The sequence below is a fragment of the Streptomyces sp. NPDC050448 genome (genome assembly GCF_040655295.1).
GTDB lineage: Bacteria > Actinomycetota > Actinomycetes > Streptomycetales > Streptomycetaceae > Streptomyces.
The window spans coordinates 203,674-219,011 of record NZ_JBFAJR010000007.1 but is presented as its reverse complement, the minus strand read 5'-3'; the positions used below and the strand labels follow the sequence as shown (position 1 = coordinate 219,011).

The 15,338-nt window shown below is 74.5% G+C and carries 14 protein-coding genes and 1 pseudogene; 9 read left to right on the top strand and 6 right to left on the bottom strand.

Annotated features, from left to right (window positions below):
- Positions 1 to 58: 58 nt before the first annotated feature.
- On the top strand, positions 59 to 958 hold the full coding sequence (locus tag AB0I68_RS12105) for an NAD-dependent epimerase/dehydratase family protein (protein ID WP_363177128.1): 900 nt from the start codon (positions 59 to 61) through the stop codon (positions 956 to 958).
- Between the two features lie 4 nt (positions 959 to 962).
- On the opposite strand, the gene AB0I68_RS12100 is transcribed toward AB0I68_RS12105, so the two are convergent.
- Entirely contained in the window at positions 963 to 1,709 is a 747-nt protein-coding gene (locus AB0I68_RS12100) for a GntR family transcriptional regulator (RefSeq protein WP_363177127.1), read from the bottom strand.
- Positions 1,710 to 1,998: 289 nt separating this feature from the next.
- Here AB0I68_RS12100 and AB0I68_RS12095 point away from each other — a divergent pair, with 289 nt between their 5' ends.
- The 5 genes from AB0I68_RS12095 to AB0I68_RS12075 are packed head-to-tail and all read left to right on the top strand — an operon-like array spanning position 1,999 to position 6,794.
- Positions 1,999 to 3,123, top strand: a complete 1,125-nt coding sequence (locus AB0I68_RS12095; protein ID WP_363177180.1) for an extracellular solute-binding protein — start codon at positions 1,999 to 2,001, stop codon at positions 3,121 to 3,123.
- The gene (locus tag AB0I68_RS12090; protein ID WP_363177126.1) at positions 3,123 to 4,031 is read left to right on the top strand and encodes an ABC transporter permease subunit; all 909 of its coding nucleotides are present in this window, start codon (positions 3,123 to 3,125) and stop codon (positions 4,029 to 4,031) included. The genes AB0I68_RS12095 and AB0I68_RS12090 overlap by 1 nt, the downstream gene beginning before the upstream one ends.
- Positions 4,019 to 4,963, top strand: a complete 945-nt coding sequence (locus tag AB0I68_RS12085; RefSeq protein WP_363177125.1) for an ABC transporter permease subunit — start codon at positions 4,019 to 4,021, stop codon at positions 4,961 to 4,963. Before AB0I68_RS12090 ends, AB0I68_RS12085 begins: the two co-directional genes overlap by 13 nt.
- A 5-nt stretch (positions 4,964 to 4,968) precedes the next feature.
- Positions 4,969 to 6,084, top strand: a complete 1,116-nt coding sequence (locus tag AB0I68_RS12080) for an ABC transporter ATP-binding protein (RefSeq protein ID WP_363177124.1) — start codon at positions 4,969 to 4,971, stop codon at positions 6,082 to 6,084.
- Positions 6,081 to 6,794 carry an HAD family phosphatase gene (locus tag AB0I68_RS12075; RefSeq protein WP_363177123.1) on the top strand — a complete coding sequence of 238 codons (714 nt, stop codon included), beginning with the start codon at positions 6,081 to 6,083 and terminating at the stop codon, positions 6,792 to 6,794. The genes AB0I68_RS12080 and AB0I68_RS12075 overlap by 4 nt, the downstream gene beginning before the upstream one ends.
- Here AB0I68_RS12075 and AB0I68_RS12070 read toward each other — a convergent pair.
- Positions 6,752 to 7,234, bottom strand: a complete 483-nt coding sequence (locus AB0I68_RS12070; RefSeq protein WP_363177122.1) for a hypothetical protein — start codon at positions 7,232 to 7,234, stop codon at positions 6,752 to 6,754. The genes AB0I68_RS12075 and AB0I68_RS12070 overlap by 43 nt on opposite strands.
- Before the next feature lie 129 nt (positions 7,235 to 7,363).
- Here AB0I68_RS12070 and AB0I68_RS12065 point away from each other — a divergent pair, with 129 nt between their 5' ends.
- From AB0I68_RS12065 to AB0I68_RS12055, 3 genes are all read left to right on the top strand, one after another.
- Positions 7,364 to 8,431 (top strand): DUF2330 domain-containing protein, encoded by a 1,068-nt coding sequence (locus AB0I68_RS12065; protein WP_363177121.1) that lies wholly within the window; start codon positions 7,364 to 7,366, stop codon positions 8,429 to 8,431.
- Between the two features lie 232 nt (positions 8,432 to 8,663).
- Entirely contained in the window at positions 8,664 to 8,843 is a 180-nt protein-coding gene (locus AB0I68_RS12060; protein WP_363177120.1) for a hypothetical protein, read from the top strand.
- 60 nt (positions 8,844 to 8,903) lie between these two features.
- On the top strand, positions 8,904 to 9,737 hold the full coding sequence (locus AB0I68_RS12055; RefSeq protein WP_363177119.1) for a PaaX family transcriptional regulator C-terminal domain-containing protein: 834 nt from the start codon (positions 8,904 to 8,906) through the stop codon (positions 9,735 to 9,737).
- Between the two features lie 163 nt (positions 9,738 to 9,900).
- Here AB0I68_RS12055 and AB0I68_RS12050 read toward each other — a convergent pair.
- From AB0I68_RS12050 to AB0I68_RS12035, 4 genes and pseudogenes are all read right to left on the bottom strand, one after another.
- Positions 9,901 to 10,074, bottom strand: a pseudogene (locus tag AB0I68_RS12050) (alcohol dehydrogenase catalytic domain-containing protein); the annotation flags it as partial.
- A gap of 10 nt (positions 10,075 to 10,084) precedes the next feature.
- Positions 10,085 to 10,885: an alpha-L-glutamate ligase gene (locus tag AB0I68_RS12045; protein ID WP_363177118.1), complete on the bottom strand. Its 801-nt coding sequence runs from the start codon at positions 10,883 to 10,885 to the stop codon at positions 10,085 to 10,087.
- Positions 10,882 to 11,811 carry a hypothetical protein gene (locus AB0I68_RS12040; protein ID WP_363177117.1) on the bottom strand — a complete coding sequence of 310 codons (930 nt, stop codon included), beginning with the start codon at positions 11,809 to 11,811 and terminating at the stop codon, positions 10,882 to 10,884. Before AB0I68_RS12040 ends, AB0I68_RS12045 begins: the two co-directional genes overlap by 4 nt.
- A 130-nt stretch (positions 11,812 to 11,941) precedes the next feature.
- On the bottom strand, positions 11,942 to 15,313 hold the full coding sequence (locus AB0I68_RS12035; RefSeq protein WP_363177116.1) for a hypothetical protein: 3,372 nt from the start codon (positions 15,311 to 15,313) through the stop codon (positions 11,942 to 11,944).
- Positions 15,314 to 15,338 lie beyond the last annotated feature (25 nt).

Genomic DNA, 15,338 nt, shown 5'->3' with positions numbered 1-15,338 from the left:
TACCCGTTCAGCAGGTGATCGGTTCTGCTGGGGACCATACAGCGGCACAGTCGAAGCCATGCAGAAGATTCTCGTGATCGGCGGAAGCCGGTACTTCGGAAAGCACCTGGTCACCCTCCTGCGCGACGCGGGCGACGAGGTCACCGTCCTCAATCGCGGCTCCGCAGCGCCGCCGCCCGGCGTCGGCCGCCTCGTCGCCGACCGCGACGACGAAGGGCAGCTGCTCGCCGCCCTGGGCGCTCGCACCTTCGACACCGTCATCGACCAGGTCTGCTACACGCCCCGGCAGGCCGCCGTCGCCCGCCGGGTGTTCGCCGGCCGGACCGCGCGGTACGTGATGACCTCCACGATGGAGGTGTACGACCCGGCGCCGCCCACCCCCGAGGCCCGCGCCTACGCCGAGGGCAAGCGGCAGGCCGAGGCCGTCTTCCTCGGCGAACCGGAGGGCGGCGGCGGACCGAGAGGCGGCGGCGGACCGGGAAGCGGCCCGCGGGACGGCGGTGCGGACCCCTTCGGCTTCGCCGCCGTACGGACCGCGCACGTCCTGGGCGGCGGCCGGGAGGAGTTCACGGGGCGCCTCGCGCACTACGTCGGGCGGATCTCCGCCGGAACCCCGGTGGACGTCCACGCAGCCCCGTACGCCACCTCCTTCATCCACCACCGGGAGATCGCACGGTTCCTGCAGTGGGCGGCCGGGCAGTCCTTCACCGGCGCGGTCGACGCCGCGTCCCACGGGGCGCTGGACGTGCTCGGGCTGTGCGAGCGGGTCGCCGAGCGGGTCGGCCGGCCCGCCCGTTACCGGGTCGTCGACCAGGGCGCTCCCGCCTCACCCTTCTCCTTCGACCGCGACTACGCCCTGGACAACAGCCGGGCCGCCGCCCTGGGTTTCGGATTCGGCCGGGTCGCGGACTGGCTGCCCGAGGCGATCGGCGAGGCGGTCGCCGAAGCGGCCCGCTGACCGCTCACCCGTCGCCCGTACGGCGCTCCAAGGGGGTGGCTACCGCAGAGTTGCTCACACTGAACGTGACGCTGCCCGCGCGGTAGCGGTCGTCGGACCACTCGATCGGACGACCCGTGGCGGTGGCGGAAACATGCCGCTGGCGCAGCAGCGGGCTCCCGCGACGGATCTCCAGCAGCCGGGCGTCCTCGCTGCCGGCCGGGAGGGCGTCGATGAGGTGCTCGCCGTAGTGGGCGACGATTGCGGAGTCGTTGGCCAGGCTGTCCATCACCGAACGGACGTCGTCCGGCATGGCCTCGACCGCGGCCGCGACCCAGTCGGCGTAGGCGGTCCGCTCCACCATGGTGGGCTCCCCGTCGAGGAGCCGCAGCCGCAGTACGGCCAGGATCACGGTGCCCGGCGCGAGCGCGAGCCGGTCAGCCTCCTCGGCGGTGGCCGGCCGCCGGGTCCGGGAGAGGAAGCGGCTGGACACCTCCTGACCGAGCCCCTCGGCCCACTGGGCGAAGCTGTTCAGTTCGCCGAAGCTGTGCCGGCGCTCATGGCGCAGAACGATCCTCCGGGCGCCCTGCCGGGAACCGATCAGCCCCTCCGCGGCCAGCGTGGCCACCGCCTGCCGGACGGTCCCGCGCGAGGCGGACCAGCGTGCGGCCAGATCGCTCTCCGAGGGCAGCCGGGCGCCCACCGTGTACTCGCCGGAGAGGATCGCCGTGCGCAGCGCCTCGGCGATCTCGAGATATCGGACCGTGCCCATGCCGTGCCGCCCCCTTGCCGTCGACTCCGCCGTCGACTCTGCCGTCGATCGTGTCTCCATGTGCCCGCCAGCCTAGGCGTGAAGATCATTACACCGTTCTTGTCACGTCCTCTTTCGGTCATTCTCGTCTCTTCGTCGAGTCGTGCCCCGCGGTCCAGCCCCCGTTCACCGTCCGTACAGTGAGACCGGGCGAACTGGAGCCAACTTGTTCAGACAAGTAGACCCCCGTCAGGAACCGTCTCCGGGAGAGACCGTGCTCAGTTCCTCCGCCCGCCGTGGTGCAGCCGTACTGCTCAGCGCCGCCGTCCTCACCACGCTCAGCGCGTGTGGCGCCGCTCCGGACCAGGCCGCCGGTGCTGCCGACGGCAAGTCCAAGGTCCAGCCGGGCGCCGCCGCCTCGCTCGCCGACCTCGGCGGCATGGACGCGCTCGTCGCGGCCGCCCAGAAGGAAGGCCAGCTCAACGTCATCGCGCTGCCGCCGGACTGGGCGAACTACGGCGAGATCATCAAGGCCTTCGAGGCCAAGTACAAGATCAAGGTCAGCAGCGAGAACCCGGACGCCTCCAGCTCCGACGAGATCGCCGCCGTGAAGTCCCGCAAGGGCCAAAAGCGCGCCCCCGACGTCATGGACCTCGGCATCGCCTTCGCACGCAGCGGAGCCGGCGAGAACCTGTTCGCTCCGTACAAGGTCACCGCCTGGGACAAGATCCCGGCCGGCCAGAAGGACGCCGACGGCCGCTGGTACAACGACTACGGCGGCTACGTCTCCATCGGCTGCGACGCGGCCAAGATCCCGAACTGCCCGACGACCTTCGCGGACCTGCTGAAGCCCGAGTACAAGGGCAAGGTCGCCCTCAACGGCAACCCGACCAAGTCCGGTTCGGCTTTCGGCGGCGTCTACGCGGCCGCCCTCGCCAACAAGGGCTCGTTCGCCGACATCCAGCCCGGCATCGACTTCTTCGGGCAGCTGCGGGGGAGCGGGAACTTCATCCCGGTCGAGTCCACCCCGGCCACCGTGGAGAAGGGCGAGACGCCCATCTCCATCGACTGGGACTACCTGAACGCCGGCTACGCCGAGCAGTTCAAGGGCAAGGGCGTCGACTGGAAGGTCTCCGTCCCCGCCGACGGCGTCTACGCCCAGTACTACTCGCAGGCCATCAACAAGGAGGCCCCGAACCCGGCGGCCGCCCGCCTGTGGATGGAGTTCCTCTACAGCGCCGAGGGCCAGAACCTCTGGCTGAAGGGCCACGCCCGCCCGGTCCTGCTCCCCGTCATGACCCAGGACGGCACCGCCGACAAGGACGCCGCCGCCAAGCTCCCGCAGATCCAGGGGACCCCGGCCTTCCCCGCCTCCGCGGAGCTGGACAAGGCCAAGGCCACCCTCGCCGAGAAGTGGGACAAGGCCCTCTCCTGATGTCCCCCTCCACCCCCGCCTCCCACCCGGAGGGCACCGCCGGCGGCAGCACCAGCCGCCGCCGGCGGCGCAGCCCGCGCACCTGGCTCGCCGCCCTCCCGCTCCTCGCCTTCACCGGGCTCTGCTTCGGTATCCCGCTCGGCGCCATCGCCTTCGGCGCGGTCACACAGACCGACCCGGCGACCGGCGCCACCCGGCTGACCGGCGAGCACCTCACGCGCTCGCTCCAGGGCCCCTACCTCGGCTCGCTCATCGGCAGCGTCCAGCTCTCCGCCCTCACCGCGACTGTGGGCGGCGTGCTCGGGGTCCTGATCGCGCAAGCCGTGGTCACCTCCCGGTCCCGGGCCCTGCGCAGCGCAGCGCTGACCGCCTCCGGCGTCCTCGCCAACTTCGGCGGCGTCCCGCTCGCGTTCGCGTTCATCGCCACCGTCGGCATCTCCGGAGTCGTCACCCAGCTCGCCGACCTCGGCAGCCTCGGCTGGAGCCTGTACTCGTTCACCGGCCTCGCCGTGGTCTACCTGTACTTCCTGATCCCGCTGATGGTGCTCGTGATCGTTCCGGCGCTGGACGGACTGCGCCCGCAGTGGCGCGAAGCCGCCCAGAACAACGGGGCCAGCGGATGGCAGTTCTGGCGCCACGTCGGACTGCCGGTCCTGGCGCCCTCCCTGCTCGGCGGGTTCGTGCTGCTCTTCGGCACCGCGTTCGCCGCGCACGCCACGGCCGCGGCCCTCGTCGGCGGCTCCGTACCGCTGGTCACGCTCAAGATCGCCGATGCGCTGTCCGGCAACGTGATGACCGGACAGGAGAACGTGGCGCTCGCCCTCGGCCTCGACATGATCCTGATCGCCGGCCTCGTCATGGCGGTCTACCTGCCCCTCCAGCGACGGAGCGCCCGATGGCTGCGATGACCCCGACGCCCGCATCGACCGCCCCGGACACCGGGGCGGCACCGGCCGGCCCCACGGCGCCGGGCCCGGCAGCCCGGCCGCGCCGCCGCCCCCGTCCCCGGGTCTGGCGCGGAGCCGTACTCCTGCTGGCGGGCGCGTACTTCCTCGTCCCGCTGATCGCCTCCTTCGTCTTCACCGTGCACGTGCCCGGCCAGGGCATCAGCTTCGAGGCGTACACCCAGCTGCTCGCCGCCGACGGGTTCACCGAGAGCATGCTGCTCTCCCTCGGCCTGGCCGCCGCCACCATCGCGGCGTCGCTGCTGCTCGCCGTGCCCGCGCTGGTCGCCGTACGGCTCGGCTCGCCCCGGCTGCGCCCCGTCGTGGAGGTGATGTGCATGCTGCCCCTGGTGGTTCCGCCGATCGCCCTGGTCACCGGTATCACCACCGTGCTGCGCTGGGGCCCCGAGCACCTCTCGCGGACCCCCTTCTACCAGACCTTCCTGGCCGTGCAGAACGAGCAGTTCCCCGTCGTCCTGGTCCTCGCGTACACCGTGCTGGCGCTGCCCTTCGTCTACCGCTCGCTCGACGCGGGACTGCGCGCCATCGACGTGCCGACGCTGGTCGAGGCCGCCCGCAGCTGCGGCGCGAGCTGGCCGTACGTGGTCCTGCGCGTGCTCCTGCCCAACCTGCGGGCCTCGCTCGCCGGCGCCGCCTTCCTCACCCTGGCCCTGGTCCTGGGCGAGTTCACCATCGCCTCCCTGCTGGGCTTCCGGCCCTTCGCCGTGTGGATCGTCACGATCTCCGGAGCCCACGCCCGGATGTCGGTCGCCGTCTCCATCCTCAGCCTCCTCATCACCTGGCTGCTGCTGCTCGTCCTCTCGCGGGCCGGGACCAACCCCGCCACGGCGTCCTCCGCCCCCAGTACGTCCCCCACCTCCCGCAAGGAGTCCTGACCGACATGTCCACCACCCTTCCCGCGGCCAGGAAGCCCGAGGGCCCCGACGGCCGCACGAACTCCGCGACCCCCGCGGGCGCGCGCGTCGAATTCCGGGGCCTGCGACGGGCGTTCGGCTCCACCGTCGCCCTCGACGGACTCGACCTGACCATCGAGCCGGGCGAACTCGTCGCCCTGCTCGGCCCGTCGGGCTGCGGAAAGACCACCGCCCTGCGCGTGGTCGCGGGCTTCGAGCAGCCCGACTCCGGCGAGGTCCTGGTCGACGGCGAGGACATCACCCGCGTGCCGGCCAACCGGCGCGACGCCGGGATGGTCTTCCAGTCGTACAGCCTCTTCCCGAACCTCAGCGCCCGCGACAACGTCGCCTTCGGCCTGCGCGTGCGGGGGGTCGGGGCCGCCCAGCGCCGCGAGCGGGCCGCCGAACTCCTCGATCTGGTCGGCCTGCCGGACCACGGCGACCGCTACCCGCACCAGATGTCGGGCGGCCAGCAGCAGCGCGTCGCACTCGCCCGCGCCCTGGCGCTGCGCCCGCGCGTGCTCCTGCTCGACGAGCCGCTGTCGGCGCTCGACGCCAAGGTACGGGCCAACCTGCGCGACGAGATCCGCCGGCTCCAGCTGTCCCTCGGCATCACCACCGTGTTCGTCACGCACGACCAGGAGGAGGCGCTGTCGATGGCCGACCGGGTCGCCGTCCTGAACGCCGGCCGCCTCGAGCAGTGCGCGGCCCCCGCCGAGCTGTACGAGCGCCCCGCGACGCCGTTCGTCGCCGAGTTCGTCGGCACCATGAACCGGCTGCCCGGACAGCTCACCGGCTCCGGCCTGGTCGAGGTGGCGGGCGCCCGGCTGCCCGTCGACGGCCCGGTCCCGGCGGCGACGCGGGAGGTGGAGGTGCTGGTCCGGCCCGAGAACGTCACCGCGACCGCCGACCCCGAGGGCACGGCCACCGTGGTCTCCGCGTCCTTCTTCGGCGCGGTGACCCGCCTCCACCTCGACCTGCCCGGCGGCACCTCCGTCAAGGCGGATCTGCCCTCGCGGGACGCGGGCGACCTGGCGCCGGGTGCGCGGGCCGTCGTCGGCCTGGCGGAGCGGCCGGTGCTCGTCGTGGCCCGGTCCGCGTGAACGCCCTCGCCGCCGTCCTGTTCGACATGGACGGCACCCTGGTCGACACCGAGGTGCTGTGGTGGCGGACCACCGAGCTGGTCGCGCAAGGCCTCGGCCACGAACTCACCGGCGCGGACGCCCCCGAGGTCGTCGGCCGGGCCGTCGAGGACACCGCCGCCCACCTCGTACGGGTCTGCGGAGGGGGAGACCCGAACGCGGTGGCGGCAGCCCTGACCGCGGACTTCTTCCGCCGGGTGGAGGCCGGGGCGCCGATGCGGCCCGGCGCCCAGCGGCTGCTGACCGCGCTCGAGGCGGAGGGCGTGCCCTTCGCCCTGGTGAGCGCCTCGCCACGGCTGGTCGTCGACTCGGTGGTCGGCGGTTCGCTGGCCCACGTCCCGTTCGCGTTCACCCTGTCCGCCGACGACACGGCCCGCACCAAACCGCACCCGGACCCCTACCGGACGGCCGCCGAGCGGCTGGGCGCCGCGGTACGGGACTGCGTGGCGGTGGAGGACTCGCCGGACGGCGCGGCCTCCGCGGAGGCCGCCGGGTGCGGGCTGCTGGTGGTCCCGTCGCTGCTGGAGGTGCCGGCCTCACCCGTACGCACCTTCGCGCAGTCCCTGGAAGAGGTCACTCCGGACCTGCTGCGGCGGTGCCTCACCGCCGGTGTCCCGCGGCAGGGCCGTCAGGAACCCAGGCCGAGGAGCTCCACGACGCCGTCCACGTAGGCGGCCGACACGGAGCCCGGAGCGGCGGCCGCCGCGCGGCGCAGCGAGGGCAGACCGCCGCGGACGAACGCCGCGCACTGCCCGTACAGCCCGGCCTCGTACGAGGACCCGTCGTCGTCGGAACCGAGCAGGGACAGCAGCGTCCACAGCAGCGCCTCGCGCGTGGCCAGCCGCGGCGGGCCCGCCGACCAGACGGCCATCAGCACCCCGCACACCGCCGGAGCGGGCGGATGCAGGTGCCCGGACAGGAAGGCGTGGCCCTCCAGGGCCCGGAAGGCCGCCGGATGTCCCTCGGCCGCCGCCCACAAGGTGTCCACGAGATGCCCCGCGCTGCGGCCGCAGCCGCACCTGACGGTCTCCCAGTCGTGCCGGTCGATCTCCGCCCCCACCGCGTCGGGCACCAAGGGGCTGCTGCGCGGCTTGTTGTCCGTCCCTCTCATGCGAGCAGTATGGGGATCGGGAACCGGCCTGACCAGGGGGTTCCGCCAGTCGGAACGGCCCCGTGACCAGGCGGGGACCGCGGTGGCCGGAACCGGATCACGGGGGCCTTCGTCTGAGACCCCGTGTGGATGAGACGAAGAGTTGCCGCCTTGCTGCTGGCCCTGCTCGCGACGCAGCTGGGATCCCTGGTCAGTCCGGCGTACGCCTGTGGCTGCGGGGCGATGATCCCCGAGGGCTACGCCCGGATCGGCGTCGAACGGGAGACCTCCGTGGTGCGCTTCGACGGCCGTACGGAACAGATCGTGATGCGGTTCGTCGTCCGCGGGGACGCCCCGCGGGCGGCCTGGATCATGCCGGTACCGGGGCGCGCGACGGTGGAGCTCGGCGACGGGGCCGTGTTCCAGCAACTGAGCTGGCTGACCCGGCCCGAGTTCAGGACCCGCAGCTACTTCTGGCCGCGGGACCGGGACTGGCCCTTCTCCTCGGGCTCCGGCTCCGTCGGCGACGCGGCTCCCGGCGCGGGCGCACCCCCGGTCGGCGTCGTCGGCCGCGAACAGCTCGGCGACTTCGACGTCGCGCGCCTCACCGCGACCGACCCCGACGCGCTGCGCAACTGGCTGGAGACCAACGGCTTCAAGCTGCCCGACGGCCTCGCCGGCGAGCTGAAGCCGTACGTCGACCAGAAGTGGGAGTACGTCGCCGTACGCCTGGCCCCCCGGCAGCCGGGCAAGACCCTGACGGGCACCCTCGACCCGCTGAAGATCCGCTTCGACAGCAACCGGCTGGTCTACCCGATGCGGCTGTCCCGCCTCGCCAAGACCCCGCAGTCCCTCGGCCTGTACGTCCTGGCCGACCACCGGATGGAACCGGCCTCCCCGATCGGCGGCGCCGATCCGAAGATCACCTTCGCCGGCAAGGTCACCCCCGAGGGCGCCCTCGCCACGCTCACCGGCGGCAAGCCCGCCTTCCTGACGGCGATCGACCAGGAGTTCCCGGAGCCGGGCCGCATCGACGGCGACCACGAACTGCGCGCCACGGCCGCCGACATCCCGTACCGGAAGGTCATCTACCACGGCGAACTGCTCACCGTCGGCGGCATTCCGGCCTGGCTGCTGACCCTCGTGGCCGTCCTCGCCGCGCTCGCGGCGGGCACCTTCACCTCGTTCCGCCGGAGGTCCCGCAGCAGGACCGCCTGACACGGCGCGCTACGCGGCCGGGGCGGCTGCGTCCGCCGGAACGCGCACTGGTGGTCCGACCCGAACGAGGTGCCCGCCCGCGCCGCCCCGGGACTGAGGGTGAGGACGGTGACGACCCCGGCCCCGGTCGCCGGCCATGCCGGCTGCCCGGGCACCGCGGGGGCGCCGAGGCGCGAGAACGCAACCCCAGTAGCCCTTCGTCCGGGCCGACGCGGTCGTGCTCTCCGCCTGCGTGCAGATGCCCTCCCTGGGCGCCATCGAGGAGGCCGAACAGCTCCTGGGCGAGCCGGTGGTGTCGGCGGCCGTCTGCACCGCCCACCAGATGCTGCGCGCCCTCGGCCTGCCGGCGCTGGCCCCGGGGGCGGGACACCTGCTCTCCGGGGCCTGTGCGCAGGCGCCGCTGCCGCAGTAGTCCCCGTCAGGCCGGGGACGGGCTCGATATGATCGCGACCGCGCACAACGGAAGGCGATCATGTCGGACAGCCCCCTCAGGCCCAGCTCGTTGATCAACACGGTTTACGGAGCGTTCCTGCGCCGCCTCGGCGGCTGGATCTCCATCGCCGACCTGATCACGCTGATGGGCGAGCTGGACGTCGACGGCCCGGCTGTACGGTCGGCGATCTCGCGGCTCAAGAAGCGCGGCGTCCTCGAACCGGAGCGCCGGGGTGCCACCGGCTACCGGCTCAGTCCGGCCGTGTACCCCGTGTTCGACGAGGGCGACCGCCGCATCTTCACCAGCCTCGAACCCGCCGACCTGGCCGACGGCTGGGCCATGGCGGTGTTCTCCGTACCGGAGTCCGAACGCTCCCACCGCTACCAGCTGCGCACCCGGCTGACCTGGCTCGGCTTCGGCAACATCGCCCCCGGCGTGTGGCTGGCCCCGGGGCGGCTGCTGGAGGACGCCCGCGGCATGCTCGTACGGCTCGGCCTCAGCGAGTACGTGCACCTGTTCGCCGCCGACTACGCCGCCTTCAGCGACCTGGCGCAGACGGTGAGCTTCTGGTGGGACTTCCCGGCGATCCAGACGCAGTACGCGGCCTTCACCGACACCTACGCCCCCGTCGCCGCGCGCCTCGCGGCGGAGGGGGAGCCCGGCCCGGCGGAGGCGTTCCGCCACTACGTACCGCTGCTCACGCAGTGGCGCCGCCTGCCGTACCTCGACCCGGGCCTGCCGACCGAACTCCTGCCGGCCGACTGGAACGCGGTGGCGGCCCGCCAGGTCTTCCAGCAGCTCCACGCGGTCCTGCTGGAGCCGAGCCTGCGCCACGTCCGGGAGGTCACGGGCCTCGAGGAGGACGCCTTCTAGGGCAGCGGCGCGATGGTGTACGTCGGGATCGACGGCTCGTTCGGGCCGGGCTTCCACGGCGTCCGGTCGGGCGTCGGCGTATGCGGCGGCGCCGGCGGCGGATGGGGGCCGCGGTTCGGGTTCTGCGGGATCTGCGGGCGCGCGGCGGTGTCGAGGACTCACCTTGCCGGTCGCCGGCCGCGCAGTCGGCGCAGCTCCCGCAGGCACGGACGAACGGCACGGTGACCCGGTCCCCGGCCCGCCGGCCGACGACCCCGGAGCCCACCGCCTCCACCACACCGGCGAGTTCGTGCCCGGTGCGGCGCGCTGCGGCACCGGGAGCGCTCTCCCCCCGGCGGGTCGAGGAGTCAGCGGCGGGCGGCCCGGTCCAGGGCGAGCGCCGCCAGGGCCTCCGGTGCGCCGGCCTGGCCCCGGATGCCGGGGAAGGCGTTCACGTCCACGATCAGCGGGGTGCCGTCGCCCGTGTCGATGAGGTCGACCCCGTACACGTCGAGCGCGAACACCTCGCCGGTCCGGCGGACCACGTCCTCCCAGCCGGGCGGCAGTTCGGCCAGGGCGAGCGGCCGGGTCGGACCCCGGCCCTCCGGTGCGAGCTCGGAGCGGCGCAGGGCGGCGAAGACCCGGTCCCCGATCGCCCACAGTTTGTGGTCCCAGCCGCTGTTGGGCGCGAACTCCTGGACCACGACCGGCTCCTGCGGCCAGGCGTCCGCCAGCTCGCGCAGCCGGGCCCGGTCGTCGACGCGGGCGACCAGGTCGTGCCGGCGGCTGTGCCGGCTCTTGACCACGAGGGGCGAGGCGCCGAGCGGCGCGCCCGCCGCCCAGGCCGCGAGGGAGCCGTACGTACGGGTGCCCGCGAACGGCAGACCGCCCCGCAGGGCCAGCTCCGCCATCTCCGTGCGGTCCTGGCAGAGCGTGGTCGCCGCCGCCGAGTTCAGCACCGGGGCCCCGCGCCGCTCCAGTTCCCGCGCGAGGTCCAGCGCACGCGGCGTCCGCGACTTCAGCAGGTATGCGTCGGCCAGGTCCTCCGGGGCTTCCCCCACCGCACCCGGATCCAGCGACTCCACCCGGTGCCCGGCGGCTTCGAGCAGCTCCGTCGCGGCGGCCAGCAGCGGATGGCCGGGCTCCGGCGTGACCAGGCAGATCCTCACAGGGCGGCCTCGCCGGCCCGCGCGGACGCCTGCGCGGCGGACGCCTGCACCGGAATCGACACGGGCAGTCCGTGCGCCCGCGGGTGGCACACGGCCGCTGCCGCTGCCGCCGGGCTGCCCGTCCGCGCCAGGCCCAGCACGGCCCGGGCCACCCGGGCCGCCGCATCCGGGACCTGACGGAAGCTCGGGAAGTCGTTCACGTCCACCACCACGGGCCCGTCCGGACCCAGCAGCACGTCCAGCCCGTACAGGTCGAGCCCGTAGACCGCCCCCACCTGGGCGGCGATCGCCGCCACCTCGGCCGACAGCGGCACGCGCCGCTCCCGCACCGCCGGATCCGGGTGCAGGGGCGAGCAGCGCTCGGTGGCGAACAGCTCCCCGCCGACCGCGTACACCTTGATGTCGGTGCCCGAGTTGGGCACGTACGGCTGGGCGATGAGCATGTGCTCGCCCGCCAGCCCCGGGAGGACCGCCTCGAGCTCCGCGGGCGAGGACACCAGGTGCACGGCCCGCCCGGAGCTGCCGTCCGCGGGCTTGACGACGAGCGGGTACTGCGCCGCCGGTATCTCCCGCAGCAGTTCGGGCTGCGCCACGGCGTACGTCGGCGGCATCGGAAGCCCCCGGGTCCGGCCGATGGCGGCGGCCAGCGCCTTGTCCCGTACGCCCCGGATCGAGCGGGCGTCGTTGACCGTGGTCATCCCGGCCGCGGCCGCGGCCTCGAGCAGGGTCAGCCCGGGGCCGCCGGACACCGTCTTGAGCACCCAGGCGTCGTGCGTGCCCGAAGCCACGACCTCGGTCATCCGCAGCAGCGAGCCGCCCGGCCGCACCACGTCCACGTGGTGCCCCCATGCGGTGAGCTGCCGGATCACCTCGTTCGGCATGCCGTCGTGGCGGTAGTGCTCCTCCACCAGGAAGCAGAGCCTCATCGACCTTCCCCATATTCCCCGGACGTCCGCCGATCCCGTCCGGCGAGTTGTGACGTCACAGGATGTCATGGACGCAATGTGATGATCGGTCCGGATGGGGGTGAGGGCCTCCGGCCCCTCCGGCCGCCGGTCACTCGCGGTGCGTCGTGGCCGCCAGCGCCGCGTCCTGTACCTCCGGTTCCCCGTGCCGCCTCAGCTCCCGCAGCAGCGCGCGCCACTCGGGCGGCCAGCCGGAGCGCCTGCCCATGGCCGCGGTGAGGGCGACGGCGAACATCCCCGGAACCGGGGCGCCGTCCTGCGCGAGGCCTCGTACGGCCTCCAGCACCACGGCGGGATCCCGCACGCGATCGCCGTGCCAGCCGCCCTCGCGCAGCGCGCTCGCCGTCGACGCGGCCAGCCCGGGCCGGCCCTCGTGGGCCGTCACGAGGGCGTCCAGGGCCGCCCGCAGCTCCGGCAGGTCCGCGCGCAGGTCGACCGAACGCCGCAGCAGCCCCACGCGGGCCGTGGCCAGGGCGGGTTCGCCGGCGAGCTGCCGCACCAGGGCCGCGCGCCGCTCGGGGTGTTCGCCGGCGACGCCATGGCTCAGGAAGCGCACCCGCTGGAGGGCCGGCAGATCCCGCTCGGCCTCGGCCTCGGCATCGTCGCCGGACCGTACGACGGCCAACAACTCGTCCACGGCACGGTGGAACTGGCTCCCGGGCTCGCCGCCGCCGACGGGGTGCGGCAGCCCCGAACCGGCGATCTTCTCCAGCGCCGCCGCCGCGGCCTTCCAGCCGGGGCGCGGCGCCAGGTCGCAGACCGCCAGCCGTACGGGGTCGGCAACCTCGGGCGCGTAGGCGACCCAGTCCGGCAGCGCCGTGACCGCCTGATCGGCCACGGACCGGTGGGGAGAGGCGGCGAGGAGCGCCACCAGCCGGGCGTAGCGCGGCCGGTGCGGATGCGCCACCCGGAGCGGCGGGGTGTGCGCGATCACCGCCCCCGCCTCCCGGGTGCCGGTCGCCGCGGCCGTTTCGAGCAGGTTCCAGACCTCCTCGGTCCCCAGGAGCCCGATCGCGAGGGCCACGGCGGCGGTCACGACATCGGGGTGGCTGTCCTCGCCTCCGGCGATGCGCGCCAGCAGCGCCGCGGCCCGGCGGGGCGGCAGGAACCGGACGGTCAGCCGGGCCGCCTCCTTGCGGCTGGTCACCTTGACGCCCGAAGGCGCGCCCAACAGTCCGTCCAGCAGCTCCGCGAGCCGGGCCGGCCGGGTCGCGGCCGCGGCCCGCCCGGCGGCGTACACCGCGACACGGGCGTGGTCGTCGCCCGCGTGCGCGAGCAGTTCGGGCAGGACGGCCGCCGGCTCCGCGGTCCGGGCCGAGGCGGCGAGCGCGGTTTCCGCGAGCAGCGTGTCCGCCGAGCGCGCGTACCGCCGTACGAGCTCCAGCCCCCGGTCGGGGATCCGCGCCGCGCCGCGCAGGACAACGGCCCGGTCGTACACCGCCCGAGACTCGTCGCTGACGGCGACCTCGGCCAGCCAGGCCGCCTCCTCCTGCTGGCGGGGCACCCACCGGTGCGCCCGGTCGAAGCGGGGGAGCGGCCGCACGGAGCCCTCGCGCAGGAACCTGCCGTACGGCGGGCGTGCGGCGAGCACGGAGTCCAGCAGATCGGTGCGGTGCGCCGACAGCACGTCCAGGACGGGCGCCAGCGCGACCGCCGACGGCTCGTGCTCCAGCAGCGCGGCCACCCGCTCGCCGCGCGTCGCCGGGTCCGAGAGCCAGACCCGGGCGAGTTGCGGGAACACCCCGTCGGTGCACCGCTCCCGGGCCTCGCCGAGCATCCGCTGGAGCTCGGGTATGCGGTGGCAGCGGTCGCCGAGGTAGGTCGTGAGCGTGAGCAGCGGCTGGTACTCGCCCTTGCCCGCGCGGAGGTCGAGCCAGGGGCGCAGGGTTTCGAAGATCCGCTGCTCCCGGCCGCGCGGCAGCACGCCCCCTTGCCGGCTGAGCACGAGGCGGCCGGTGCGGAGGGTGAGCTGCTCGAGGGTGCGCAGCGCCCAGTCGAGCAGCACGGAGCCGGGAGCCGGGGCCTCCAGCACCCCGAACACGAGGCGCTCCAGGGCCCGGCGCGTCTCGGCGGAGCCGTCGCGGGCCTCCAAGGCGTCCACGGCGATCCGGTCCAGGAACGCGACCGGCGCCGCGCCGGACAGCAGCGGCACCGGAACCCCGGCCAGCGCCGCCAGGGCGGCGGCGCGGACGGGGTCGCGGTCGTTGCGCAGCCGCCGTGTCATCAGCTCGAGCACCTCGCCCAGCGCTTCGGCATCGCGCGCGTGGACCGCGTTCTCGACGAGCCGGGGCCAGGCCGCCCGGCGGGTGTCGGCGTCGGACCGCTGCGTCGCGGCCAGGAGTTCCGGCCGCGCCTGCGCGACCGGAAGGTGCGCGATCACTTCAAGGAGCCGGCCGATCGCCCCGGCATCTTGGCGGGCGCGGTCCGCGCAGCGCCGCGCCTCGGCCTGGCGGCGCTCGCGCGGCAGCACGGCCCGGACGGCGTCCGGGACCATCCCGTCGAAGGCGGGGGCGTGCTCGGCGGCCGCGTCGTGGAACGCCTCGCGCCGGCCCGGAGGCAGCGCCTTCAACAGCGCGGCCAAGTACGCGGGGCGTCCTGCCCAGCGGCGGCCGAGGGCAGGCAGGGACGGCGGATCGGCCCGGACGAGCCGCCGCAGCGGGGCCGGCGGAAGGAGGTGATCGTTGTGGCCGGCCCCCCGTTCGGGGGCGGTCAGCCATCGCACGAAGCGCTCGGCGTCCACCGCGATCAGGTCGCCGGCCAGGGCCTCCAGATGCCGGGGCAGCCGGCTCGGCCCGTACTGCTCCAGCAGCGCGAGCACGCGCTCCGGGGCTGCGGGCAGGGCCGCGGCCAGTCCCGGAGCCCGGCGTTCCCACCAGCTCGCCCGCAGGCCTTCCGGCAGCTCCGCCAGTTCGCCGGCCGCCTGGTCCAGCACCGGGCCGGGATGGCTGCGGCCCAGCCGGCCCCAGTGGCTGACGGCGTGCGCCAGGTGCGGCAGCAGCCGGGACACGAACTCCGTTCCGCAGGCCGGGAGGAGGGCGGCGGCCTCGCGGTCCCCCCACTGGGCCCGCAGGACAGGCGTCAGCCGTTCCGCGAGCGCCGGGCGCGAACCCCGGAACACGGCGCGCGCCAGCTCCCGGCGGACCTCGGCGCAGGCGTCGTCGTACGCGGCCTCGATCGCCTCGTCCGGCACGGGCAGCGTGCGCACGGCCCGCTGGGCGATGGACCGCACCACCGGGTCCGGGTCGGCCAGCCGCTGCGCCACGTAATCCGTCTGCCGCCCCGCCAGCGCCGCCATCGCGGCCAGCCGACGCTCGTAGCGGCCCTGCCCGGACAGCTCGGCCAGTACGCCGGTCAGTTCGCCGGTGCGGGCGAGGTCCCGGGCGGTGGTGGCGAGCAGGCGCAGCCGGTCGGCGTACGGGAGCGGGTCGAGGTCGGCGAGCAGCTGTGCGGCAGAGCGTGACATGGGGTCAGTGTGCCCACCGGGGGCC

What these genes read in the sequence shown, in the direction of transcription:
- AB0I68_RS12070 (WP_363177122.1), bottom strand. Translation starts at nt 7,234, where the DNA reads ATGAGAGGGACGGACAACAAGCCGCGCAGCAGCCCCTTGGTGCCCGAC.
- AB0I68_RS12105 (WP_363177128.1), top strand. Translation starts at nt 59, where the DNA reads ATGCAGAAGATTCTCGTGATCGGCGGAAGCCGGTACTTCGGAAAGCAC.
- AB0I68_RS12085 (WP_363177125.1), top strand. Translation starts at nt 4,019, where the DNA reads ATGGCTGCGATGACCCCGACGCCCGCATCGACCGCCCCGGACACCGGG.
- AB0I68_RS12100 (WP_363177127.1), bottom strand. Translation starts at nt 1,709, where the DNA reads ATGGGCACGGTCCGATATCTCGAGATCGCCGAGGCGCTGCGCACGGCG.
- AB0I68_RS12090 (WP_363177126.1), top strand. Translation starts at nt 3,123, where the DNA reads ATGTCCCCCTCCACCCCCGCCTCCCACCCGGAGGGCACCGCCGGCGGC.
- AB0I68_RS12065 (WP_363177121.1), top strand. Translation starts at nt 7,364, where the DNA reads ATGAGACGAAGAGTTGCCGCCTTGCTGCTGGCCCTGCTCGCGACGCAG.
- AB0I68_RS12080 (WP_363177124.1), top strand. Translation starts at nt 4,969, where the DNA reads ATGTCCACCACCCTTCCCGCGGCCAGGAAGCCCGAGGGCCCCGACGGC.
- AB0I68_RS12035 (WP_363177116.1), bottom strand. Translation starts at nt 15,313, where the DNA reads ATGTCACGCTCTGCCGCACAGCTGCTCGCCGACCTCGACCCGCTCCCG.
- AB0I68_RS12055 (WP_363177119.1), top strand. Translation starts at nt 8,904, where the DNA reads ATGTCGGACAGCCCCCTCAGGCCCAGCTCGTTGATCAACACGGTTTAC.
- AB0I68_RS12040 (WP_363177117.1), bottom strand. Translation starts at nt 11,811, where the DNA reads ATGAGGCTCTGCTTCCTGGTGGAGGAGCACTACCGCCACGACGGCATG.